The organism is Ralstonia nicotianae, assembly GCF_018243235.1.
GTDB lineage: Bacteria > Pseudomonadota > Gammaproteobacteria > Burkholderiales > Burkholderiaceae > Ralstonia > Ralstonia nicotianae.
This window is the reverse complement of record NZ_CP046675.1, coordinates 1,227,279-1,248,349: the sequence shown is the minus strand read 5'-3', so window position 1 is coordinate 1,248,349 and position 21,071 is coordinate 1,227,279. Positions and strand designations below refer to the sequence as shown.

Annotated in this window: 19 protein-coding genes; 8 read left to right on the top strand and 11 right to left on the bottom strand. The window is 69.6% G+C overall.

Annotated elements, in window-relative coordinates; all coding sequences use genetic code 11:
• Nucleotides 1-58 precede the first annotated feature (58 nt).
• From mprF to GO999_RS21515, 3 genes are all read left to right on the top strand, one after another.
• On the top strand, nucleotides 59-2,710 hold the full coding sequence (mprF, locus tag GO999_RS21525; RefSeq protein WP_165591785.1) for a bifunctional lysylphosphatidylglycerol flippase/synthetase MprF: 2,652 nt from the start codon (nucleotides 59-61) through the stop codon (nucleotides 2,708-2,710).
• Nucleotides 2,707-4,530: a virulence factor gene (locus GO999_RS21520; RefSeq protein ID WP_021155598.1), complete on the top strand. Its 1,824-nt coding sequence runs from the start codon at nucleotides 2,707-2,709 to the stop codon at nucleotides 4,528-4,530. The genes mprF and GO999_RS21520 overlap by 4 nt, the downstream gene beginning before the upstream one ends.
• A 114-nt stretch (nucleotides 4,531-4,644) precedes the next feature.
• Nucleotides 4,645-5,343, top strand: a complete 699-nt coding sequence (locus GO999_RS21515; protein ID WP_211906841.1) for a glycine-rich domain-containing protein — start codon at nucleotides 4,645-4,647, stop codon at nucleotides 5,341-5,343.
• Between the two features lie 8 nt (nucleotides 5,344-5,351).
• On the opposite strand, the gene GO999_RS21510 is transcribed toward GO999_RS21515, so the two are convergent.
• Entirely contained in the window at nucleotides 5,352-7,055 is a 1,704-nt protein-coding gene (locus GO999_RS21510) for a SulP family inorganic anion transporter (protein ID WP_020830514.1), read from the bottom strand.
• A gap of 107 nt (nucleotides 7,056-7,162) precedes the next feature.
• Nucleotides 7,163-7,699, bottom strand: coding sequence for a DUF3761 domain-containing protein (locus GO999_RS21505; protein ID WP_211906840.1), 537 nt, complete (start codon nucleotides 7,697-7,699; stop codon nucleotides 7,163-7,165).
• A gap of 202 nt (nucleotides 7,700-7,901) precedes the next feature.
• Between GO999_RS21505 and GO999_RS21500 the strand changes: the two genes are divergently transcribed.
• The 3 genes from GO999_RS21500 to GO999_RS21490 are packed head-to-tail and all read left to right on the top strand — an operon-like array spanning nucleotide 7,902 to nucleotide 9,903.
• The gene (locus GO999_RS21500; RefSeq protein ID WP_016723590.1) at nucleotides 7,902-8,546 is read left to right on the top strand and encodes a helix-turn-helix transcriptional regulator; all 645 of its coding nucleotides are present in this window, start codon (nucleotides 7,902-7,904) and stop codon (nucleotides 8,544-8,546) included.
• Complete coding sequence (locus GO999_RS21495; protein ID WP_016723589.1) at nucleotides 8,543-9,514, top strand: threo-3-hydroxy-L-aspartate ammonia-lyase; 972 nt, start codon at nucleotides 8,543-8,545, stop codon at nucleotides 9,512-9,514. Before GO999_RS21500 ends, GO999_RS21495 begins: the two co-directional genes overlap by 4 nt.
• A complete protein-coding gene (locus GO999_RS21490) occupies nucleotides 9,511-9,903 on the top strand; it encodes a RidA family protein (protein ID WP_011004762.1) in 393 nt (130 codons plus the stop codon). Before GO999_RS21495 ends, GO999_RS21490 begins: the two co-directional genes overlap by 4 nt.
• A gap of 76 nt (nucleotides 9,904-9,979) precedes the next feature.
• Here GO999_RS21490 and GO999_RS21485 read toward each other — a convergent pair whose 3' ends face one another.
• Entirely contained in the window at nucleotides 9,980-10,864 is an 885-nt protein-coding gene (locus GO999_RS21485) for a LysR family transcriptional regulator (RefSeq protein ID WP_021155502.1), read from the bottom strand.
• A 113-nt stretch (nucleotides 10,865-10,977) separates the two neighbouring features.
• On the opposite strand from GO999_RS21485, the gene GO999_RS21480 reads away from it, so the two are divergent.
• Nucleotides 10,978-11,415 carry a multidrug/biocide efflux PACE transporter gene (locus tag GO999_RS21480; protein WP_011004760.1) on the top strand — a complete coding sequence of 146 codons (438 nt, stop codon included), beginning with the start codon at nucleotides 10,978-10,980 and terminating at the stop codon, nucleotides 11,413-11,415.
• Between the two features lie 81 nt (nucleotides 11,416-11,496).
• Entirely contained in the window at nucleotides 11,497-12,195 is a 699-nt protein-coding gene (locus tag GO999_RS21475) for a helix-turn-helix transcriptional regulator (protein ID WP_020830508.1), read from the top strand.
• Nucleotides 12,196-12,302: 107 nt separating this feature from the next.
• On the opposite strand, the gene GO999_RS21470 is transcribed toward GO999_RS21475, so the two are convergent.
• From GO999_RS21470 to GO999_RS21435, 8 genes are all read right to left on the bottom strand, one after another.
• Nucleotides 12,303-12,521 carry a DUF1059 domain-containing protein gene (locus tag GO999_RS21470; protein WP_011004758.1) on the bottom strand — a complete coding sequence of 73 codons (219 nt, stop codon included), beginning with the start codon at nucleotides 12,519-12,521 and terminating at the stop codon, nucleotides 12,303-12,305.
• Between the two features lie 185 nt (nucleotides 12,522-12,706).
• On the bottom strand, nucleotides 12,707-14,110 hold the full coding sequence (locus tag GO999_RS21465) for a GGDEF domain-containing protein (RefSeq protein ID WP_019719870.1): 1,404 nt from the start codon (nucleotides 14,108-14,110) through the stop codon (nucleotides 12,707-12,709).
• A 451-nt stretch (nucleotides 14,111-14,561) separates the two neighbouring features.
• Complete coding sequence (locus tag GO999_RS21460) at nucleotides 14,562-14,960, bottom strand: DUF488 domain-containing protein (protein ID WP_011004757.1); 399 nt, start codon at nucleotides 14,958-14,960, stop codon at nucleotides 14,562-14,564.
• 33 nt (nucleotides 14,961-14,993) lie between these two features.
• Nucleotides 14,994-16,034 carry an ABC transporter substrate-binding protein gene (locus tag GO999_RS21455; protein ID WP_019719871.1) on the bottom strand — a complete coding sequence of 347 codons (1,041 nt, stop codon included), beginning with the start codon at nucleotides 16,032-16,034 and terminating at the stop codon, nucleotides 14,994-14,996.
• A 47-nt stretch (nucleotides 16,035-16,081) separates the two neighbouring features.
• Entirely contained in the window at nucleotides 16,082-16,978 is an 897-nt protein-coding gene (locus GO999_RS21450) for an ABC transporter permease (RefSeq protein ID WP_011004755.1), read from the bottom strand.
• Nucleotides 16,968-17,753: an ABC transporter ATP-binding protein gene (locus GO999_RS21445; protein WP_011004754.1), complete on the bottom strand. Its 786-nt coding sequence runs from the start codon at nucleotides 17,751-17,753 to the stop codon at nucleotides 16,968-16,970. Before GO999_RS21445 ends, GO999_RS21450 begins: the two co-directional genes overlap by 11 nt.
• A gap of 58 nt (nucleotides 17,754-17,811) precedes the next feature.
• Nucleotides 17,812-18,534, bottom strand: a complete 723-nt coding sequence (locus GO999_RS21440) for a GntR family transcriptional regulator (RefSeq protein WP_011004753.1) — start codon at nucleotides 18,532-18,534, stop codon at nucleotides 17,812-17,814.
• Between the two features lie 258 nt (nucleotides 18,535-18,792).
• Nucleotides 18,793-21,063, bottom strand: a complete 2,271-nt coding sequence (locus tag GO999_RS21435) for a nitric-oxide reductase large subunit (protein WP_011004752.1) — start codon at nucleotides 21,061-21,063, stop codon at nucleotides 18,793-18,795.
• Nucleotides 21,064-21,071 lie beyond the last annotated feature (8 nt).

The window sequence follows — 21,071 nt, the reverse complement described above, 5'->3', positions numbered from 1 at the left end:
CGGCGCCCGCTCCTGGATCGGGCGCGTAACCGAAGCCAGCGGGATCTCGTTTTCCACCATGCCTGACGCCGCGTCGAACGACGCCAGTCCCAAACCTGAACGCCAGCGCGGCCCGACCGCTGCGCCGGATGCCGAGCCGTCTGCCGCTCCGGCCGAGGCCGCCCGGTCCGATTCCGGGCTGGGCCTGGGCGCCTGGGTCATGATCGGGATCGTCCTGGTCCTGGGGGCGCTCGTGTTCGACAGCCTGTACGCGCTGCTCGACCACGTTCACTACGCCGACATGGTGGCCGCGCTGCAGGCCACGCCGGCCAGGCAGCTGTGGCTCGCCATCCTGGCCACGGCCCTGAGCTACGTCGCCCTGACCGGCTACGACGCCTCCGGGCTGCGCTATGTCGGTGCCCGGGTCCCGCCCGGCACCGTTGCCACCACCTCCTTCATCGCCTATGCCCTGGGCAACACCATCGGCCTGGGCTCGCTGACCGCGGGCTCGGTGCGCGCGCGGCTGTACACGGCGGCCGGGCTGGATGCCGCGAGCGTGACGGCGGCGGTCGCCTTCGACGCCAGCGCGCTGGGCGTGTCGACCACGGCCTTCGGTGCGGTGGGCCTGCTGTGGGGCGCGCCGCACATCGCCGCGCAGACCCATCTGCCGGCCTCGCTGCTGGAGGCGCTCGCCCTGCTGGTGCTGGCCGGCGTGGTGGTGCTGCTGGCGTTGTGCCTGCGGCGGCGCCACGTCACGCTGTTCGGCCGCTGGGAGATCCGCCTGCCGCCGCCGGGGCTGGCGGCGCAGCAGTTCGTCATCTCGGCGGCGGACCTGAGCGCGGCCGCCGCCGCGCTGTGGGTGCTGCTGCCGCCGGGCGTGGTCGAGCTGCCGACCTTCGTGGCGTTCTACGCCCTGGCCATGACGCTGGGCGTGCTGAGCCAGAGCCCGGGCGGCCTGGGCGTGTTCGAGGCGGTGATCCTGCTGGGCTGCAGCGGCCAAGCCTCGCCCGCGCAGGTGCTGGCCGCGCTGCTGTATTACCGCGCCATCTACTTCCTGCTGCCGCTGGTGGTCGCGGCCGCCATGCTGGCGCTGTTCGAGCTGCGCTCGGGCGCGGGCGCGCCCTTTGCCCGGTCGGCGGTCAAGCTGTCGCCGGGGCTGCTGGCGGCGCTGACGATGGTGGCCGGCGTCATGCTGCTGGTGTCGGGCGTGACCCCCGCCACCGACGAGGCCGAAGACCTGCTGCGCATGCATGTGCCGCTGTTCGTGGTGGAGGCCTCGCACATGATCGGCAGCGTGGCCGGGCTGATCATGCTGTTCGTCGCGCGCGGGCTGCTGCACCGGCTCGATGCGGCCTGGTGGGCGGCGCTGGTGCTGTCGCTGCTGACCGGCGTGCTGGCGCTGCCCAAGGGCATCGCCGTGTCGGAGATGACGGTGCTGGTGACGCTGGCGGTGCTGCTGGTGCTGTCGCGCCGGCAGTTCGACCGGCCGTCGTCGCTGTTCTCGCAGCGGCTGGAGCCGGGCTGGCTGATTGCCATGGCGTGCGTGTTCGCGGCCTGCGTGTGGATCCTGTTCTTCGCCTACCGCGAGGTCGCCTACGCCAACCAGTTGTGGTGGCAGTTCACCTTTGACGGCGATGCACCGCGCTCCATCCGCGCGCTGATGGCGGTGGCGATCACCGGCCTGGGCTTCGGCCTGTGGCAACTGTTCCGCCGCGAGCCCGGCGTGACCGCCTACCCGAGCGTGGCCGAGCTCGAGCGCGCCGCCGAGATCATCCGCAAGCAGCCCGCCGCCGACGCCGCGCTGGCGCTGATGGGCGACAAGAGCCTGCTGTTCTCGCCGTCGGGCAACGCCTTCATCATGTACGCCAAGCAGGGGCGCTCGTGGGTCGCGCTGTCCGATCCGGTCGGCGCGCAGCAGGATTGGCCCGAACTGATCTGGCGCTTCATCGAGCTGGCCGATGCCCACGGCGGCCGCGCGGCCTTCTACAAGACCCGTCCGCAGACCCTGCCGCTATACCTCGATGCCGGCCTGCGCGCCTACAAGCTGGGAGAGGAAGCGTACGTTGCGCTGCCCGAGTTCAGCCTGAAGGGGTCGCGCCGGGCCAATCTGCGCCATGGCGTGACGCGCGGTGAGCGCGAGGGGCTGTCGTTCGAGATCGTGCCGGCGGAGGGCGTGCCGGCCGAGCTGCGGGAGTTGCGCGAGATCTCCGACGAATGGCTGCGCAACCAGAACGCGCGCGAGAAGGGCTTCTCCCTCGGCGCGTTCGAAGAGCGCTACGTGCTGAGCCAGCCGGTGGCGGTGGTGCGCCGCGAGGGCCGCATCCTGGCCTTCGCCACGCTGATGTGCCCGGATGTGCTGCGCATCGAGGCCAGCGTCGACCTGATGCGCTATCGCACCAGCGTGCCGCCCGGCACCATGGATTTCCTGTTCGGCAAGCTGATCCTGCATTTCCAGACGGCCGGCTACCAGCGCTTCGGCCTGGGCATGGCGCCGATGTCGGGCATGGTCGAGCACCAGCTGGCCCCGCGCTGGCACCGCTTCGGACGGATGATGTTCCGCCACGGCGCGCGCTTCTACAATTTCCGTGGGCTGCGCAATTTCAAGGACAAGTTCGAGCCGGTGTGGGAACCCCGCTACCTGCTCGCGCGCGGTGGCCTGGCCCCGCTATTTACATTGACTGATGTCGCGGCCCTGATCGGTGGCGGCCTGAAGGGAGTGATCTCCAAATGACGGAGCACAAGCCGCGCGCAGTGTTCGCGCGGGAAGGGGAGCAATGTGCCATGCAGCGGTCGCGCCGTGCCGCGCTCGGCTGGATGGTGGCCGCCTGCCTGGCGGTAACGCCGTGGGCGCATGCGGCGCAGGCCGGTGCCGCGGCGACGCCCGGCGCATTGGCCCTGGTGGCGACCGCCGCGCCGCCCAAGCCGGCGCCGGTGCAGGGCCCGGTGCTGGTGCCGCCGGTCGGCTTGGCCGGGGCGAGCGGCGTGACGGCCGTGTCCACCACCGGCGACGCGCCGCCCCGGCTGCAGATGAGCGCACCGGCCGTGACCGCCAACAAGGCCGCCAACGGCGGCGTGCTGTCGCTGCCCGTCGTGGCGCCGGCCACGCCGGCCGCCGCGCCCGGCGCGGTGGAGTTCGTCACGCACGGCCGCTTCCGCGACGTGCCGGTCTACAAGCCCACGGGCGAGGTCCGGTCGGTCGTCCTGATGCTGTCGGGCGACCAGGGCTGGACGAGCGCGACCTCGCGCATGGCGCAGAGCCTGGCGGCACAGGGCGCGCTGGTGGCCGGCCTGTCGACACCGGCGCTGTTCGCCAGCCTCGAGGCCGACCTGGGCGACTGCGCCTTCCCCGACGGCGACCTGGAAAACTTCAGCCGCTTCCTGCAGGCCTACGAGAAGGTGCCGGGCTACTACCCGCCCATCCTGGTCGGCGACAACGAAGGCGGCGCGCTGGCCTACGCCATGATCGCGCAGGCGCGGCCCAATATCTTTGCCGCGGCCATGTCGCTCGAGTTCTGCCCGGTGCTGGAGCTGCGCAAGCCGCTGTGCAAGGGCGAGGGCGTGCATTTCAGCCGCCGCATGAGCGAGAGCCGCACCACGGCCAAGCGCGTCAAGCCGAAAGACAACGCCGGGGTGGTGCTGTTGCCGGCCACCCGGCTTTCCGCGCCGTGGGTGGCGCTGCAGTCGGGCACGCTCACGCCGTTTGCGCGCCGCTCCGGCCCGCTGTGCGAGGCGCGCGCAACGCAGACCTTCATCGAGACGATCTCCGGTGCGCAGTCGGTGGCGCTGCCCGCCGCGCAGCCGGGCGCGCCGGGCAGCGCGGGCGTGCCGCCGGTGACGGCGTCCGAGCCGTTCAAGGCGGCGTTCGCCAAGCTCAACGCGCAGCGCAAGCCGCCGCCCCCGCCGCCGCCCGCCGCCGTATCGGACCTGCCGGTCATCGAAGTGGCCGCGCAGCCCGGTACCTCGTCGGAACTGTTTGCCGTGCTGCTGTCGGGCGACGGCGGCTGGGCCGGGCTCGACAAGGAGGTGGCGGCCGCGCTGTCGAAATCCGGCGTGCCGGTGGTCGGCGTGGATTCGCTGCGCTATTTCTGGACGCCGCGCACGCCCGCTTCCGCGGCGGCCGACATGGACCGCCTGGTGCGCTTCTATGCCGCGCGCTGGAAGAAGACGAAGGCCCTGCTGATCGGCTATTCGCAGGGCGCGGATGTCCTGCCCTTCATCGTCAACCGCCTGCCGGCCGCCTCGCGCGAGCACGTCGCGCTGGCGGTGATGATGGGGCTGGGCAAGCGCGCCGATTTCGAGTTCCACATGACCAACTGGGTGTCGAGCAGCGCGTCGGGCCTGCTGATCCTGCCGGAGGTGCAGAAGCTGCCCACGGGCCTGGGCATGTGCATCTACGGCCGCGACGAGAAGGATTCCAACTGCCCGTCGCTGGATCCGAAGCAGGTGCAGCTGGTCAAGCTGCCCGGCGGGCATCACTTCGACGGCGATTACGCCAAGCTGGCGCGCATCATCCTGGAAGGCGCGCGCGGGCCGGGGGTGGTGGCGCGCTAGGTTGCCGAGTCCTCGCCCGGACGTTGAAGTCGCGTTGTGTTACGGAATCGTCATATCGGCCTGTGCCCCGACCCGCATAATGGCATCGGCAGCAACGCGATCAAGGGAGAGTGGATGCCGGCGGCCGCAACGGGGTTCAGTGCCTTGCTGACCGGTGTGGGGTTGCTATTTGTGCTGGGGCGCTGGGGCACATGGCAGCGTACGCAGCGCGAGACCTTCATCCGCGCTTACGCTTGGCCTCCCGGCCTGATGGAGTGTTTCGCCGACAAGCATCCCGGACGCTCGGCGGCCGACCGCGCGCAGGTCGAGCAGGCGCTGCGGCAGTTCTTTCTCGTGCATCTGCGCAGCGACTGCGGATACGTGTCGATGCCGTCGCGGGTGGTGGACGATCTCTGGCACGAATTCATCCTATACACGCGCGAGTACCGTGATTTTTGCAGCCGCGCGTTCGGGAAATGCCTGCACCACCTGCCGTCGGCAGCGCTGTCGCCGGTCCGCAAGCCGTCCAATATCGGGTTGCGCCGCACGTGGTCGTGGGCCTGTCATGACGAAGGCATCAACCCCCGTCGGCCCGATCGCCTGCCGCGGCTGTTCGCCATCGACGCGAAGCTCGCCATCCCGAAGGGGTTCTTCTATCTGCCGGACTGCGCCACGCGGCAGCACGGCAGCGAGACCGTGCATTGTGGCGCCGATTTTTCCAGCCGCCACGTCGACGGCAGCATCGCGGGTTTCGGTCCCGTCCGCAAAAAGGGGGACGGTTGCGGCGGCGGCTGTTGTGGTGATGGCTGCGGCGGAGGCTGCGGTGGCGACTGAGCGGCCCCTCAGCGGCTGGTTGTCAGTGAGCGCACGCACTCATCCACGCTCAGCTCGCGCAGCATGTCGATCCGCAAGGTGTCGTCGGTCGCGCGCGACATCGCCGCCAGCGCGGCGGGCTTGAGGCGCACGAGCACCAGGCGCTGCCCGCGCGCGGCGCATTCCGCGGCAAAGATGCGTAGGGCTTCGATGGCCGAGCCGTCCACATCGGGGGTTTCCTCCAGGCTCAGCATGATGGTGTCGGTGCCGGACCGGCCGCTCTGCGCCAACAGCGCCCGGACCTTGCCCAGCACCCGTTCCGTGTTGGCGAAGAACAGCGGCACTTCCGGCCGCGCGATCAGCACGCCGTCGATCTGCCGGGCATCCGTGTGCAGTGCGATATCGACGAAATCATGGCTGTCCCGCAGCCGGCCCAGCACGCTGACGTTCGGCTCCGACAGCTTGCGCAGCGTCAGCAGCAGGCTCACGCCGATGGCGGCCAGCAGGCCGTGCAGCACGCCCAGCAACAGCACGGCCAGCAGCGCCGCGACCACCACCAGCCGGTCCCGGCGCCAGGCCCAGTAGGGCTTGAACACGGACGGATGCAGCGAGTGGCTGACCGCGAAGATCACGATGGCCGCCAGCACCGGCTCGGGAATGCGCGAGAGCTGCGGCAGGAACAGCCAGACGATGAGGGCGACCACCGCGGCCGCGCACAGGCCGGCCAGCCGTGTCTGCGCGCCGGCCGCCTCGTTGGCCGAGGTCGCGGAATAGCCCGCGCCGACCGGCATGCCGTGCAGCAGGCCCGAGACCAGGTTGGCGCAGCCGAGCGCGAACAGGTCGCGGTTGGCGGACACGGGGTCGCCGTGCTTGAGCGCAAAGTTGCGGATCGAGCCGTACGACTCGGCGTAGAGGATCAGCATCAGCGCGAAGCCCAGTTCAGCGCTCTGCATCCACTGCGTGCGCTCCAGCACGGGCAGGCCGAACGTGATGTGCTGCAGGTCGATCGCGCCCACCACGGCGATGCCGTACGGGTGCCAGTCGATCCAGGCCCCGGCGACCAGGCTGGCCACGATCACCACCAGCGTCGAGGGCACGCGGCCCCAGCGCCCCAGTGTGAACAGCATCGCCAGGGCGATCGCGCCCAGCGCGGTGCTGTAGACGTTGGCCTGGCCTGCCTCGCGCAGCAGGTCCAGCGCCAGGCGCGGCGTATCGCTGTGATGGACGGCCACGTCGAGGATCTTCGGCAACTGCTTGATGACGATGGTCAGCGCCAGCCCGAAGGTGAAGCCGCGCAGCACCGGCCGCGCGATGAAATCCGACATGCCGCCGAGGCGCGCCGCGCCGGCCAGCATGAACAGCACGCCGGTGGCGATGATCAGGGCCGCGGTCAGGGCCATCAGCACGGCGGCATCGGCGGCCGGTTCGGCGAGCACCGTCGCCACCAGCACCGCCGCCGACGATGACGTGGCCGAGACGATCGCAAAGCGGCTGGTGCCGATCAGCGCATAGACGACCAGCCCCGACAGCAGGGCGATGAGCCCGGCCTGCGGCGGCAGGTTGGCGATGCCGGCGTAGGCCACCGCTTCGGGCAGCAGCAGCCCGGCGATCGACAGGCCGGCCAGCACGTCGCGCAGCACGCGCTGGCGCGGCGGTAGCGGCGGCGTGCCGAGCGGCGCGAAATGTTCGGGGTGTTGCAGCGCGGTAGCGGGATGTCCGGTGGCGGAATCCATGAGAAGGGCGGGGAGGGGGCGTCGGGGAGGAGGACGCGCCGCGGCTCGCGGCATGGCGAGGGGCGGCGCACGGAGCCGGCCCGGCCGGCTCCTCGGTTGGTACGCGCTTACTTGGCGCAGGCCTTGCCGTGGCTGGGGCGCATGCCCTGGGCCTTGGCATCGGCTTCGCTCATGTAGGCGCCCTGCTTGGTCTTGCCGTAGTAGCGGTCGCCGGGACAGTGGTAGACCTTGGTGGACGCGTTGGCCCAGACCTTGTCGGCGGCGGCGCCGGGCGTCGCAGCGGCGGCAGGGGCCATGGGCGCGGCAGCAGCGGGTGCGGTGGCGGCGGGCTTGGCCGGCGTCATGGGGGCCGCGGGCGCGGCGGGTTTGGCCGGTGCCGGGGGGGCGGCGGCGGGCATGGCTGCGGAGGTAGCCGGGGCATTGGCCGCGGGTGCCGCATCGGCGGCGCTGGCCTTCTTGTCGACGCCGCCGTGGCCGCGGCAGGCACCCCTGAGCGTCGCGCCGCTGTATGGTGTGCCGTCCTTGCAGACCGCATGGACGCCACCGGAAGCGGTGGCCGGCGCGGTTGCCACTGCCGGGGTTTGGGCATAGGCCGAACCCGCCAGCAGCGCAGCCATCGAGAACATCAACGCAGACAGTTTCATGACGAACCCTCAACGAGGCACGGGATACGTGCGTGCAGGGTTAACGCCGGGACACTCCAGGCGTTGACCAGACAGGGAGGTGTGACCATCTTGTTGACCGTTCTGTAACAATTTGCAGTCGGTGGCGGCCGTTTCGGCGGTGCGGCCCCGGTCGCCGATCGTGTTGTTGACGAAATGTCAGTAATTGACGTATAGTCATGTCATGGACCTCACTGAAGAAAACCGCCTGCTGCTGCGCGAGGGCAAGAAGATCGTCGAGGCGCTCGGCAAGACGCTGGCGCCGCTGGTGGAGGTCGTGCTGCATGACCTCAAGCGGCCCGAGCACGCCGTCGTTGCCATCGCCAACAACCTGTCGGGCCGGCAGGTGGGCGATGCCGCTACCGAGCTGGGCTTGGCGCGCATGGCCGACCCGGGCTTTCCGGAAGTCATCCAGAACTACGCCAACCGCTTCCCGGATGGGCGGCCGGCCAAGAGCACGTCGATCGGCCTGAAGAACAGCCGTGGCGAATACGTGGCCGCGATCTGCCTGAACATGGATGTGTCCCTGCTGAGCGCCGTGACGGCCGGCCTGGGGCAATTGATGCAGACCGACGTGGCCGCGCCGCCGGTGCCCGAATCCCTGGCGTCGCACGGGGTGGAGGCGGTGCGCACGGCGCTGGAGCGCTTTGCCGCCGCCCGCAACACCACGCCCATGGGCATGACCCTCGAACAGCGCCGCGAAGCCATGCGCGAACTGTCCGCCAGCGGGCTGCTGAACCTGCGCCGCGCGCTGTCCGAAGTCGCGCAGACGCTGGGCGTGGCGCGCTCCACCGTCTACACCTACCTCCCCGAGGCCACCACGCCATGACCACGCTGCCCATCACCTACGACGATGTCGTCGCCGCCCACGCCCGCCTGCAGGGCCAGGTCCACCGGACGCCCGTCCTCACGTCGACCACGGCGAATGCGCTGACCGGCGCCGAGCTGTTCTTCAAGTGCGAGAACTTCCAGCGCATGGGCGCCTTCAAGTTCCGCGGCGCGTACAACGCGCTGTCGCAGTTCACACCCGAGCAGCGCAAGGCCGGTGTCATCACCTTCTCGTCGGGCAATCATGCGCAGGCGATCGCGCTGTCGGCGCGGCTGCTGGGCATGCGCGCGGTGATCGTGATGCCCAAGGACGCGCCGACGATCAAGGTCGAGGCCACGCGCGGCTACGGCGGCGAGGTGGTCTTCTACGACCGCTATACCGAAGACCGCGAAGCCATCGGCCGCCGGCTGGCCGAGCAGCACGGCCTGACACTGATCCCGCCCTACGATCATCCGGACGTGATGGCCGGGCAGGGCACGGCCGCCAAGGAACTGATCGAAGAGACCGGTCCGCTCGATCTGCTGCTCGTCTGCCTGGGCGGCGGCGGTCTGCTGTCGGGCTGCGCCACGGCGGCGCGCGCGCTGAGCCCGGCCTGCCGGATCATCGGCGTGGAGCCCGAGGCCGGCAACGACGGCCAGCAGAGCCTGCGCAAGGGCGAGATCGTCCACATCGACACGCCCGCCACCATCGCCGACGGGGCGCAGACGCAGCACCTGGGCCACTACACTTTTGCGGTGATCCGTGCGCTGGTCGACGACATCGCGACGGTGAGCGATGCCGATCTGGTCGACACCATGCGCTTCTTCGCCGGCCGCATGAAGATCGTGGTGGAGCCGACCGGCTGCCTGGCCGCGGCGGCCGCCCTGCGGCAGCGGGTGGAGGTGCGCGGCAAGCGCGTCGGCGTGATCATTTCGGGCGGCAATGTGGACCTGCAGCACTTTGCCCGGCTCGTGCAGGCGGACGCATGAGCGGCGCCCGCTACGTCAACGCCCCCACCCTGCGCGCGCCGGCCGGGCACTACTCGCACGCCGCCTGCGCGAACGGGTTCGTGTTCGTGGCCGGGCAGATTCCGGTCACGCCCGATGGCCGCAAGCTGGTCGACGCGCCGTTCGAGGCGCAGGTGCGGCAGGTGCTGGACAACCTCGATGCCGTGCTCGCCGCTTGCGGCACCGACCGCACGCGCCTCGTGCAGGTGCGCGTGTACGTGACCGACATGGAAACCCACTGGCCGGCGTTCGATGCGCTGTACCGCGAATGGATCGGCGAGGTGCGGCCGGCGCGCGCGGTGGTGCCGGTGCCGACCCTGCACTACGGCCTGGCCGTGGAGATCGAGGCCACGGCGCTGGCGGGCGATTGATGCGCCTCGCGTCGGCCGTGCCGTGCCGCCGCATCATCGGGCAGCGGGCGATCTGGACCCGCGCACCGGCCGATTGTCAGTTCGCCAGCATCGTCTCCAGCAGCCACGCGCCGGCCTTGCCCAGCGGCCGCTTGCGCGACCACACGGCATCCACCGGCACGCGGCGCGGCCAGCCGCGGGCGCGCACTTCGTGCAGCCGGTCGGCCGCGAAGCGCTCCACCATCCAGCGCGGCAGCTCGGTCCAGCCGTAGCCCAGCGCCGCCATCTCCAGCAGCATGATGTAGCTCGGCGCCGACCAGCGGCGCACGCTGCCGACATCCGGCCCCTCGGTGCGCGCGCCGCCCGGGGCGACCATGGTGTTGAGCCGCAGCTCGCGCGCCGCGCGCAGGTCGGCGTGCGGCGTTTCGGCGTCGCCGTGGCGCGCCAGCGGATGCTGCCTGCCGACGAACAGGCCGATCTCCGACGGCTCGCTGATGGTCGCCGCGCCGATGTCCGGCGGATACGCGGGCTGCGAGGCCACCAGCCCGAACTGCGCGCGATCCTGCCGGATCAGGTCGACCACGTCTTCGTGCTCGGCGATCAGGCATTCGAGCTCGAGATCGGGAAAGCGCGCCTCCAGCGCGGCCAGCGTCTGTTCGTAGCGGTCGGACTGGTAGGTGTCGGAGACCACCAGCGTCAGCCGTGCTTCCAGGCCGCCGGCCAGCTGGGCCGCTTGGCGGTCCATCTGCTCGCCGGCCTCCAGCACGCGCCGCACCTGCGCGAGCATGGCGCGGCCGGCCTCGGTGAGGGTGGGCTGGCGGGTGCCGCGGTCGAACAGCGTCAGCCCCAGGTCGATCTCCAGGTTGCCGATGGCCTCGCTGATGGTCGACTGCCGCTTGCCCAGCTTGCGCGCGGCGGCGGAGAACGAGCCCAGCGCGGCGGCTTCGGCAAAGGCGAGCAGGGCTTCCGGTGAATGGCGCATGGCGGTGGGCTCCGAAGTCGTATCGGTTTCAATGTATCGGAAAAACCGATCATAGCGAACTGGATCCGCGGCGCCACGCCGATGACAATGCCGGCACCCGACGGAGCGATCCCATGCAGTCTGTCCCGCAAAAAAAACCGCTGGAGCGCGTGTTGCACGCCCTGGCCTTCGAGCTCATCGCCACGCTGATCTGCGCGCCGCTGTTCAGCTGGCTGATGGGGCTGCCGCTGGCGCAGATGGGCGCGCTGACGATCCTGTTCGCGCTGGTGGCGATGGCCTGGAACATGGCGTTCAACGCCGTGTTCGAGCGCATCGAGCGCCGCTGCGGATGGCGCCGCACGCTGGCCGTGCGAGCGGCGCACGCGGTGGCGTTCGAGGGCGGGCTGGTCGTGCTGCTGGTGCCGCTCGGCGCAGCGTGGCTCGGGGTGAGCCTGCTGGAGGCGCTGATGCTCGATATCGGCCTCATGCTCTTCTTCCTGCCCTACACCTTCTGCTTCAACCTGGCCTACGACCTGTTGCGCGCGCGGTGGGCCGGCCGCGCCGCCGCCTGAGGCCCCGAAACCTGCAAACCTAAGGCAAACGGACAAGCGCGGGCCGCCGCATGGGCTTTCTATAATGGGAATCCCCTCGATATGGAGACGGGCGCCGCCGACAGCGCCGGCCACGCCCGGCATGCGATCGTGCCGTTCGTTGTCCCAGCCTCCCGCGCGTTGTCCACCCTGCTCAGGCAGCTGTATGCGGCCGCCTGCACGGGGCAGGCCTCGGATGTGATGGAGGTCGTGCGCATCGCCTGGCACGCGGGGCATGCCATGGCACTGGTGCGCTGGCGGCACGATGGCCGGTGGCGGTGGGTCGCCTCGCGCGGCACGCATGCGCCGATGCTGCTCTGGCAGGCCGCGCACGGTGAAGCCTCGGTCACGTCCTGGCCGTTGATCGATGCCGAAGTACAGGGCATGGTCTGGACATCCGGCCAGGCCGAGCCCGGCGCGCTGCCGCGGGCCGCCACGGTTGCCGAGGACGACGTACTGCCGCATCTCGCGCAGGCCCTGGTGCTGTGCTGGGAGCGGGATCGGCATGCCGAAGCCGCCGATACGGCTGCGAGCGCGTCGGCGGCACGCCTGCGGTTGGCCGAGATGTTTCACCTGACCCGCCGCGAAGCCGACGTCGCCGACCTGCTGGCGCGCGGCGCCGGCCCGGCGCTGATCGCGCGCACGCTCGGCATCTCGCGCGATACCGTGCGCACCCACCTCAAGCACGTCTACCGCAAGACCAACACGCACGGCCAGTGCGATGTGGTGCGGCTCATGCTGGCCGCCACCGCGCATCGCTAGCGCCCCGCAATACTGACCCGCGCGGCCCAACTCACCGTACGCAACCCCACCCCGAGGCGCGGACGATGGAAGGCTGCGGCAACGTCATCGCGGCCGCCGCGTGGCGGTCACGCGGTGGTCATTTGCGGCCGTTCGACGGGCGGCGTGCCGTCCTTGAAGAGCGTCTTGAGCTGTGCGCGCAGCTCGGGCGTGTCGGTGTGCTTATGGATGGCGACGGCATGCTGCACGGCGGCTTCCAGCAGTTCGGCATCCGTGTCGGCGCACAGGGCGACCGAGCAGTTGGTGTCGCTGGGGAAGGCCCGGCAATCGATATAGCGGCGGCCCATGGCGGTGCTCCTGTAGTGGCGCTGAACATGTATCCCCGTTATAGGTCCGCCATGGTGGCGCGTCGTCACCTGGGTGGGGTACGGTGCCGGCGCTGTCGCGGGGCGGTCATCGCCGCGCCCGGCACGTCGCCGAGCGCCAAGGCCGCCGCGCTTGCGCCGGACCGCAACAGGCGGGCGGCCTGCCCTTACGCGGCGATCACGCGGTTGCGTCCTTCATGCTTGGCGCGGTACAGGCGTTCGTCCGCCGAGCGCAGGATGGCATCGATGTTGCTGCCGTCCCGTCCGAATTCGGACACGCCGATACTCACGGTCACGCCAACAGCGTGGCCCGGCGCGAGTTCAAACGGCGAGGCGGCAATCGCCGTCCGGATCTGCTCGGCAATGGCATGGGCTGCGTGAAGCGGGACTTTCGGCAGCAGCACCATGAATTCCTCGCCGCCGACGCGGGCGACGCCGTCGTGGGGGCGTATCGCCTCGAGGCACTTCTTGGCAAAGCGCTGGAGCACGTGGTCGCCGGCCTGGTGGCCGTAGGTGTCGTTGATGACCTTGAAGCGGTCCAGGTCGAGCGCCAGCACGGAAAATGGCGTGGGTCCGCCGCGCGAGCGCGCGATCTCGGCCTCCACCCGCCCGATGAACTCGCGCCGGTTCGCCAGGCCGGTGAGCGGATCCGTGGCCGCCAGATGCTCCAGCTTATGGTGGGCCGCCTGCAACTCGCGCAGCGCGTCCTCGGTCCGGGCCTTGGCCTCGCCCAGCCGGGTCATGAGTTCTTCCTGGCTGTAGATCGTCGAGAAGGAGCGGGTCGTCTGGAAGGCCTTGACCACGCCGTAGCTGAGCAGGAAAAAGCCCGCCGCGAAGATGATATGGGCGAGCCACCACATGTGGTTCCAGGGCCGGGCCAGGATGAACGCAAGCGACGACAGCGCGAACGTCGTGACCGAGATGCCGTAGACCGTCATCAAGGGCGAGCGGATGCGCCGGGTCAGCAGCGCCGCCACGTTGACGGCCGAAAAGGCCAGCGCGCCGCCTTCCATCGACACGCGGACCCACGGGCTGCTCGCCATCGGCGAATAGGCGATCCAGGCCACGCCCGCGTCGACGAGCAGGAAGAGCGCCAGCCAGCCAAGCCACGTGCCGAGGTTCGTGCGATCGGTCTCGCTGTTCGCGTGCCGGTTGTAGGAAAGCTGCCCCACGAACAGCAGCACCGCCATCACCAGCCGCGAGGCCGGTCCGTACAGCAGGAACAGCCAGATGTTGTGATGCGCCATGCCGGTGAAGACACCATGCCAGGCGTAGATCAGGGAGAAACCCAGGAACCCCAATGTGAGCCAGCGTAACAAAGGCTCGCCTGACGAGCGGTAGCAGCGCCAGCACACGTAGGTGACGAACACCCCTTCTAGCGTTGCCGCCGCGATGGCCGCTTCGTGGAACGCGTGATCCTCGAAGAGCAGTTTCGGGTCTTGAAAGCTGTACAGATAGGCGATCAGGTACGCCGGGATGAACGCAAAGCCGACCACCAGCAGCCTGGCGTACATCGTGGTGACCCATTGAATGCCGGCGGTCGGTTTCCGGGCAGCGGCGTCGAGGCTCATCGTGTTCTCCCTCCAGGCTGTTGAGGTGGCGTTTCAGTATAGGCCGGTGTATCGCCGGAGGCACGTGCGCGGTCCTGGCGCCGTGCGTTCCGTGAGTTGCGCTCTCAAGGCAGCCGGCCCGTCATCGCGGACGTTGTCTACCTGCGAGCCATTGGCGATCGGGACTGCGCAACGCCGATGCGCCACTGGAGCCGGGCAAATGCAACGACGCCGCCCGCACATCACATCGCAAATCCCCAGGCTGCGCCCTTTTTGCCGCCTATCAGTGAGCCGACGGTCAGCCGGGCCAATGGTGGGCCGCCAAACAGCACGGCCATGGCCGGGAGGGGGCATGCTGCAAGGATCGGCATGGCTGGCGCGGGGATCGCTCAGTCCATCCAGTCGTGGAAGCGTCGGAGGTGCGATCGCGAGCCGCTCGTGCTTGCACGACGTGCCCGCGTGCGGGGCAAGGTCATTTGGCGACTTCCGCCCCGCGCTCCACCAGCAGCGCCCGCAACACCGACCGATGGCAATGCGCCTCATCCTCGCAATAGCACCCGACCGACAGATGGGTCTGGTGCGACAGCGCGGCCAGCATGTCGAGCAGTCGCGCGGCATCGCCTTCGTTCATCTCGGCGCGGAAGCGGCGCACGAATGCGTGCCATCCCTTCTCGTCGTGCGCCGCCTGCGCGGCCTGGGCCTCCTTGACGAGCTCCGGCGACGGCGACAGCAGCGGCATCCACACGTCGTAGAAATCGCGGCTGGCGAACTCCGCTTTCGGCACGCCGCGCGGCGGGCGCCGCACGGTGCCGATGCGCAGGCCTTCGTCGGGATGGCGGGGTTCGCCGAGACGGACGATGCGTAGTGTCATGAGACCTCCTCGGATGCCGGCCGCGGCCGGCGTTCATGAGCCCTGGCGATTCTGCACCGTGGGGAAGAACAGGTCTTTCCACGAGGCCGGCTTGCCCTTGACGGTGCCTACGCGCTGCATGAACTCGGCATAGTGGGCCACGCCCACCGGCGTGGTGGTGAAGCGCGAATCCGGATCGTCCAGGATCTTCTTCACTTCGTCCGGCGAGCTCTTCACCTTGGACTGCGCGATGTAGATCTGCGCGGCCTTGGCCTTGTCCCGGGCGATCAGCGCGTTCGCTTCGTCCAGCGCCGCGACGAAGGCGGCCGACAGCTTGGGGTTGGCCTCGTAGAACTTCTTGCTGGTGTAGGTCATGTCCAGCGTGATGTTGCCGAGCACGTCCACGGTGTTGAAGACGCGGTGCAGCCCCGGCGCGGCGGCCTCGGCGTACGAGAACGGCGGCGACGCCATGTGGCTGTTGATCTGGCTGCCGCCGGCGAGCATCACGGCGGTGGCGTCCGGATGCGGTAGCGGCACGGTGATCGGGTCGAGCTTGTTGAACTGCTTGTCGCCGAAGGCCTTGGCGGCCGCCATCTGCAGCACCACGGCGGGCAGCGAGGTCTTGATGCCGGGCACGGCGATGCGGTCCTTGTCGGAGAAGTCCGCCAGCGTCTTCACGTTCGGGTTGCGCGTCATCAGATACATCGACGACGAACTGAGCGCGGACAGGCCGCGCACCTCCATCGCGCTGCCGCGCGTCTTGTCCCACAGCGTGAGGAAGCCCGGCACGCCCAGCGAGGCGATGTCGAGCGCGCCCGACAGCATCGCGTCGTTGATGACGTTGCCGCCGTCCAGCACGCGGTAGCTGACCTTCACGTCGCCCAGGCCGGCGGCCTTGGCCTGCTTCTCCAGCAGGTGCTCGCTGGCCATCACCATGATCGGCAGATAGAGCACGCCGTAGCCGTGCGAGATGCGGACTTCGCTCACCTCCGCGCGCGCCGCGCCGACGGCGCCGCCGAAGAGCGAGGCGGTCAGCGCGGCGGCCAGGGTCAGGCGCAGGGCGCGGCGGCGGGCGGTCGATCGGGTGGATTGCATGGGTGGGTCTCCTGGTCGTTGTCGAGGTTGTCGTGCGGTGGCGTGCCTCAGGCCTGCATGCCCCAGCGCTTGACGGTGCGCGCTTCCAGCGTGCGGAACACGAGGTTCTCCACCAGCAGGCCGATGAGGATGACGGTCAGCAGGCCCGCGAAGACTTCCGGGATCTGCAGCAGGTTCTTGTTCTCGTAGATGTACCAGCCGAGCCCGCCCTGGCCCGAACTGACGCCGAACACCAGCTCCGAGGCGATCAGCGTGCGCCACGCAAACGCCCAGCCGATCTTGAGGCCGGTCAGGATGGACGGGAACGCCGCCGGGATCAGGATCTGCGTCAGGTACGCCATGCCCGAGAGCCCGTAGTTGCGTCCCACCATGCGTAGCGTGTTCGACACCGACAGGAAGCCCGCATGCGTGTTGAGCGACACCGCCCACACCACCGAATGCACGATCACGAAGATTAGGCTGCCGTTGCCCAGGCCGAACCACACCAGCGCGATCGGCAGCAGTGCGATGGCCGGCAGCGGGTTGAACATGGCGGTGAGCGTTTCCAGGAAATCCTGGCCGAGCCGGCTGCCGATGCCCAGCACCACCAGCGCGCACGATAGCGCCAGGCCCAGCGCGTAGCCGGCCAGCAGCGTCTGCATGGACGTGCCGATGCGCGCAAACAGCGTGCCGTCGGCCAGGCCCGCCCACAGCGCCCGCGCGGTATCGGAGAAGGTCGGCAGCAGCAGCGGATTGTCGAGCCAGCGCGCACCGCCTTCCCACGCCAGCGCCAGCGCCACCAGGATGGCCAGCTTGCGCAGCCACGCCTGCGCATACAGCCGCTCGGCCATCGACAGCGGTTTCTCGATCACGCCGATGCGCTCGAAGGCCACCGGCGTGCGGTAGACCGGCGCGCGCGCGCTGATGTCGGCGGCCGGCAGTGGAGCGATGGTCTCAGTCTGCATGGGTTTCCTCCGCCGTGCGGGCGAACAGCATGTCGTGGATCTCGGCTTCGAGCGCCTTGAAGCGCTCGGGGTCGTCATCGCCGCGCGCGAGGCTGGGCAGCTCGGCGCGCACCTGCCCGGGGTGCGGCGACAGGATCAGGATGCGGCTGCCGCAGCGGATCGCCTCCGGAATCGAGTGCGTGACGAACAGCACGGTGAAGCGCGTTTCGTCCCACAGCTGCAGCAGCTCGTCCTGCATCTTGCGGCGGGTGAGCGCATCGAGTGCGGCGAAGGGCTCGTCCATCAGCAGCACGTCGGGCTCCATCGCCATGCCGCGCGCGATGGCCACGCGCTGCTTCATGCCGCCCGACAGCATATGCGGGTGGTGGTCCGCGAACTTGGCGAGGTTGACCTTGTGGATGTAGTGCAGCGCGCGCGCTTCGGCTTCGCGCGCGCCGAGCTTGCCCGTGGCGAGCAATGGGAACAGCACGTTCTCCTTCACTGTCTTCCACGGCAGCAGCTGGTCGAATTCCTGGAACACCATCATGCGGTCCGGCCCCGGCCTGGTGACGGGCTGGCCCTTGAGCCGGATCTCGCCCTCGGTGGGCGCGAGATAGCCGCCGATCGCCTTGAGCAGCGTCGACTTGCCGCAGCCCGACGGCCCCAGCAGGATGGTGCGCTCGCCGGGATGGACCTGGAAGTCGACGCGATAGGTGGCCGTGACCAAGTGCTGGCGCGTCTTGTACTGCAGCGTGACGCCGCGTACGTCCAGCAGCGGCGGCGGGGGCGCCTGCATGGTGTTGTCTCCTGTGCTTGTTGTCTGTGTTGTGGGTCGGTGCGGTCGCGCGCGGGCGCTACCGGATGTCGACGTGGTACCGGAAATGCGCCGCCGCGCCGCGCGAGCGCCGCCACTCCAGCGGCACGCGGTCGTAGCCGCGCGCGATGCGCTCGATCACCATCACCGGGTCGCCCGGCTTGATGCGCAGCAGGCGCGCGTAGGTCGCGTTGACGGCCTCGGCGGTGAGCGTCTCTTCGGCGCTGGCGACGATCTGGCCGCACTGCTTTTCGTAGAGCGGGTACAGCAGGTCGCCGAAGGCACCGGGCTCCAGCGTGGCCAGCGGTTCGAAGCGGTCGTATGGCAGCCAGATCTCTTCGGCCAGCAGCGGCGCGGCATCGAGCAGCCGCAGGCGCGTCAGGCGGATGACCGGGGCGCCGGTCTCGATCTGCAGTCCGGCGGCCGGCGCGGACGGTGCGTCGAGCACGTCGCGCTTGAGGATGCGGCTCTCGGGGATGCGCCGCTCGCCGCGCTCGTTCTGGAAGCGGAAGAAGCGGAACAGCGAACTGGCGAAGCTGGCCCGGCGCACGAAGGTGCCGCGCCCCTGGAAGCGCTCCAGCAGCCCCTCGGCGACGAGCACGTCGATCGCCTTGCGCACGGTGCCGACCGCCACGTTGTAGAGCTTGGCCAGCTCGGCCTCGGTGGGGATGGCGTCGCCCGGGCGCCACTGCTGCCGGGCGACCTGCGCGGCCAGGTCGTCGCGCAATTGCTGATAGCGGGGCAGGCGGAGGTCGGCGGGCATGCGGGTCAACTACTCATCTAGATGACTCGCATTGTAGGGAGGCAACGGTTGCCGGGCAGTACAGGAAAACCCCGAGGGTGCAGGGCTCTGCGGCCAGACCTGGGCGGTCGTGGACCGTGGCTTGTGCCGGCCAATGGGCAACGATGGGAAACGCCCGGCACGGTGAATCGCTCCCGTGCCGGGCTCAAGCCAAGGCGCGCCGCTGTGCCGGCACGCCCGTGGCGCGGAGGCCGATCGTCCGGCCTCCGCGCACCCTGGTCAACGCGTCGCGGTGGCCGGCGCGGTGGCCGCTTGCCGCGATGGCGGGCGCCGCAGCAGCCGCAGCGCATACAGGGCGAGGATGAAGGCGCCGCCGGCGAACACGATGTCACCCGGCACGCGCAGCCAGACCAGCGTTTCCATCAGCTTGGAGTGCACCACTTCCGGCGAGCGGGCGTACCACATGCCCTTGGTGATGCTGGCCCAGGCCTGGTAGATGCCGGCCGGCAGCAGCGACATGAACACCATCATCGCCAGGCCGATGTTCAGGCCCCAGTACGCGGGCTTGAGCAGGCGGTCGGCATGCAGGCTGCGCGCATAGAGGCCGCGCAGGCAGAACAGCATCAGGCCGATGCCCAGCATGCCGTACACCCCGAACAGCGCGGCGTGCCCGTGGGCGGCCGTCATGTTCAGGCCCTGCACGTAGTACAGCGAGGCCGGCGGGTTGATGGCAAAGCCCAGCAGGCCCGCGCCGACCGTGTTCCAGAAGCCCACGGCCACGAAGCACAGCACCGGCCACTTGTAGGCGCCGAGCCAGGGCGTGCCGCGCATGCGGCGATAGGTCTGCAGCGCTTCCAGCCCGATCAGCGTGAGCGGCACCACTTCCAGCGCCGAGAACACCGCGCCCACCGAGATGATGGAGGTGGGCGTGCCCGTGAAGTACAGGTGGTGCAGCGTGCCCAGGATGCCGCCGAACAGGAACACGATGGTCTCCGCCACGATCGCCCGGTTGGCGCTGGCCGCGCGCACCAGGCCCAGGCGCGTGAAGAGCAGGGCGACCACGGCGGTGGCGAACACCTCGAAGAAGCCCTCGACCCACAGGTGCACGAGCCACCAGCGCCAGTACTCGATCATCGAGTAGTGGGTGTGCTGGCCCCACACCAGCGAGGTCGAATAGAAGCCGCCGATGCAGGTGGCCGACAGGAACACCATGGCGATCAGCCCGCGCGATTCCGACGGCGTCTTCAGGGCCGGCCACAGGGCACGGCCGAGCAGCGCCACCCAGAACAGCAGGCCGACGAACAGCAGCAGCTGCCACACGCGGCCCATGCTGGTGTATTCCAGGCCCTGGTTGCCGATCCAGAAGCCGAAGTCTGCGCCGCGATGCTGCAGCGTGCCGAGCCAGCCGGTGGCGATGGAGCCCACCACGATGAAGATCAGCGCCCAGAACAGCAGGTCGACCCCCAGCTTCTGGAACTTGGGCTCGCGCCCCGACAGCAGCGGCGCGATGTACAGGCCCGTGGCCAGCCACGCGGTGGCGATCCACAGCACGCCGAGCTGCGTGTGCACCGTGCGGCTGATGACGTATGGCAGCACCTGCGCCAGCGGAATCCCGAAGAACGCCTCGCCTTCCACCGCATAGTGCGCGGTGATGGCGCCCATGCCGATCTGCACCAGGATCAGGCCGATGACCGCGAAGAAGTACTTGCGCGTGGCCTTCATCGACGGTGTGGCGACCACGTTGAGGAACGGATCGGCCGGCAGCGGCTTGGCGTCCTCTTCGTGCTTGCCGCTGCCGTGCAGCCACAGCATCGCGGCGATGCCGGCAAGCAGCAGGATGATGCTCACCATCGACCACATGGCCGCATCGCTGGTCATGGTGTTGCCCACCAGCGGCTCGTGCGGCCAGTTGCTGGTGTACGACACGTCGGTTTCGCCCGGACGGTCCGTGGCGGCTGCCCACGATGTCCAGAAGAAGAACGCGGCCAGCGCCTCGCGGTCGGCCTGGTCCGGCAGCGCGCCGGTGGCCATCGCATACTGGTCGCGCAGCGTTGCCAGCGACGGATCGGTGCCGAACAGCGCCTCGAAGTGCTGCGCCACGCCGTGGATCGCGCGGGCGCGCTCCTTCGACACGGTGATGCTGTCCCGCGCCGCGTCATACGTATTGCGGCGCATTTCCTCCTTCACGGTGACATCGACGGCGGCTTGCTGCGCAGCCGTCAGCGATGCGGCCGAACCGAACTGCTGCTGCGTGTGGATGGCCTGCAGGGCCGTCGCTTCGCGGTGCAGCCAATCGGCGGACCAGTCCGGGGCGACGTAGCTGCCGTGGCCCCAGACGGTGCCGAGCTGCTGGCCGCCCGCCGCCAGCCAGGCTTGCTGGCCGCGCTGGATCTGCTCGCCGGTGAACAGCACGTCGCCGGCGGTGGTGACGACGGCCTGCGGAATCGGCGGCGCCGCCAGATAAATCTGGCGCCCCAGGTAGCCGAGCGCCCCGAACGACAGGACGAAGATCAGGCCGAGCCATCGCCACAACCTGTGATTGGTATTCATGACAAGGT

What these genes read in the sequence shown, in the direction of transcription:
- GO999_RS21435 (WP_011004752.1), bottom strand. Translation starts at nt 21,063, where the DNA reads ATGAATACCAATCACAGGTTGTGGCGATGGCTCGGCCTGATCTTCGTC.
- GO999_RS21495 (WP_016723589.1), top strand. Translation starts at nt 8,543, where the DNA reads ATGACCACGCTGCCCATCACCTACGACGATGTCGTCGCCGCCCACGCC.
- GO999_RS21475 (WP_020830508.1), top strand. Translation starts at nt 11,497, where the DNA reads ATGGAGACGGGCGCCGCCGACAGCGCCGGCCACGCCCGGCATGCGATC.
- GO999_RS21485 (WP_021155502.1), bottom strand. Translation starts at nt 10,864, where the DNA reads ATGCGCCATTCACCGGAAGCCCTGCTCGCCTTTGCCGAAGCCGCCGCG.
- GO999_RS21510 (WP_020830514.1), bottom strand. Translation starts at nt 7,055, where the DNA reads ATGGATTCCGCCACCGGACATCCCGCTACCGCGCTGCAACACCCCGAA.
- mprF (WP_165591785.1), top strand. Translation starts at nt 59, where the DNA reads ATGCCTGACGCCGCGTCGAACGACGCCAGTCCCAAACCTGAACGCCAG.
- GO999_RS21515 (WP_211906841.1), top strand. Translation starts at nt 4,645, where the DNA reads ATGCCGGCGGCCGCAACGGGGTTCAGTGCCTTGCTGACCGGTGTGGGG.
- GO999_RS21440 (WP_011004753.1), bottom strand. Translation starts at nt 18,534, where the DNA reads ATGCCCGCCGACCTCCGCCTGCCCCGCTATCAGCAATTGCGCGACGAC.
- GO999_RS21470 (WP_011004758.1), bottom strand. Translation starts at nt 12,521, where the DNA reads ATGGGCCGCCGCTATATCGATTGCCGGGCCTTCCCCAGCGACACCAAC.
- GO999_RS21505 (WP_211906840.1), bottom strand. Translation starts at nt 7,699, where the DNA reads ATGAAACTGTCTGCGTTGATGTTCTCGATGGCTGCGCTGCTGGCGGGT.
- GO999_RS21460 (WP_011004757.1), bottom strand. Translation starts at nt 14,960, where the DNA reads ATGACACTACGCATCGTCCGTCTCGGCGAACCCCGCCATCCCGACGAA.
- GO999_RS21480 (WP_011004760.1), top strand. Translation starts at nt 10,978, where the DNA reads ATGCAGTCTGTCCCGCAAAAAAAACCGCTGGAGCGCGTGTTGCACGCC.
- GO999_RS21455 (WP_019719871.1), bottom strand. Translation starts at nt 16,034, where the DNA reads ATGCAATCCACCCGATCGACCGCCCGCCGCCGCGCCCTGCGCCTGACC.
- GO999_RS21450 (WP_011004755.1), bottom strand. Translation starts at nt 16,978, where the DNA reads ATGCAGACTGAGACCATCGCTCCACTGCCGGCCGCCGACATCAGCGCG.
- GO999_RS21520 (WP_021155598.1), top strand. Translation starts at nt 2,707, where the DNA reads ATGACGGAGCACAAGCCGCGCGCAGTGTTCGCGCGGGAAGGGGAGCAA.
- GO999_RS21490 (WP_011004762.1), top strand. Translation starts at nt 9,511, where the DNA reads ATGAGCGGCGCCCGCTACGTCAACGCCCCCACCCTGCGCGCGCCGGCC.
- GO999_RS21500 (WP_016723590.1), top strand. Translation starts at nt 7,902, where the DNA reads ATGGACCTCACTGAAGAAAACCGCCTGCTGCTGCGCGAGGGCAAGAAG.
- GO999_RS21445 (WP_011004754.1), bottom strand. Translation starts at nt 17,753, where the DNA reads ATGCAGGCGCCCCCGCCGCCGCTGCTGGACGTACGCGGCGTCACGCTG.
- GO999_RS21465 (WP_019719870.1), bottom strand. Translation starts at nt 14,110, where the DNA reads ATGAGCCTCGACGCCGCTGCCCGGAAACCGACCGCCGGCATTCAATGG.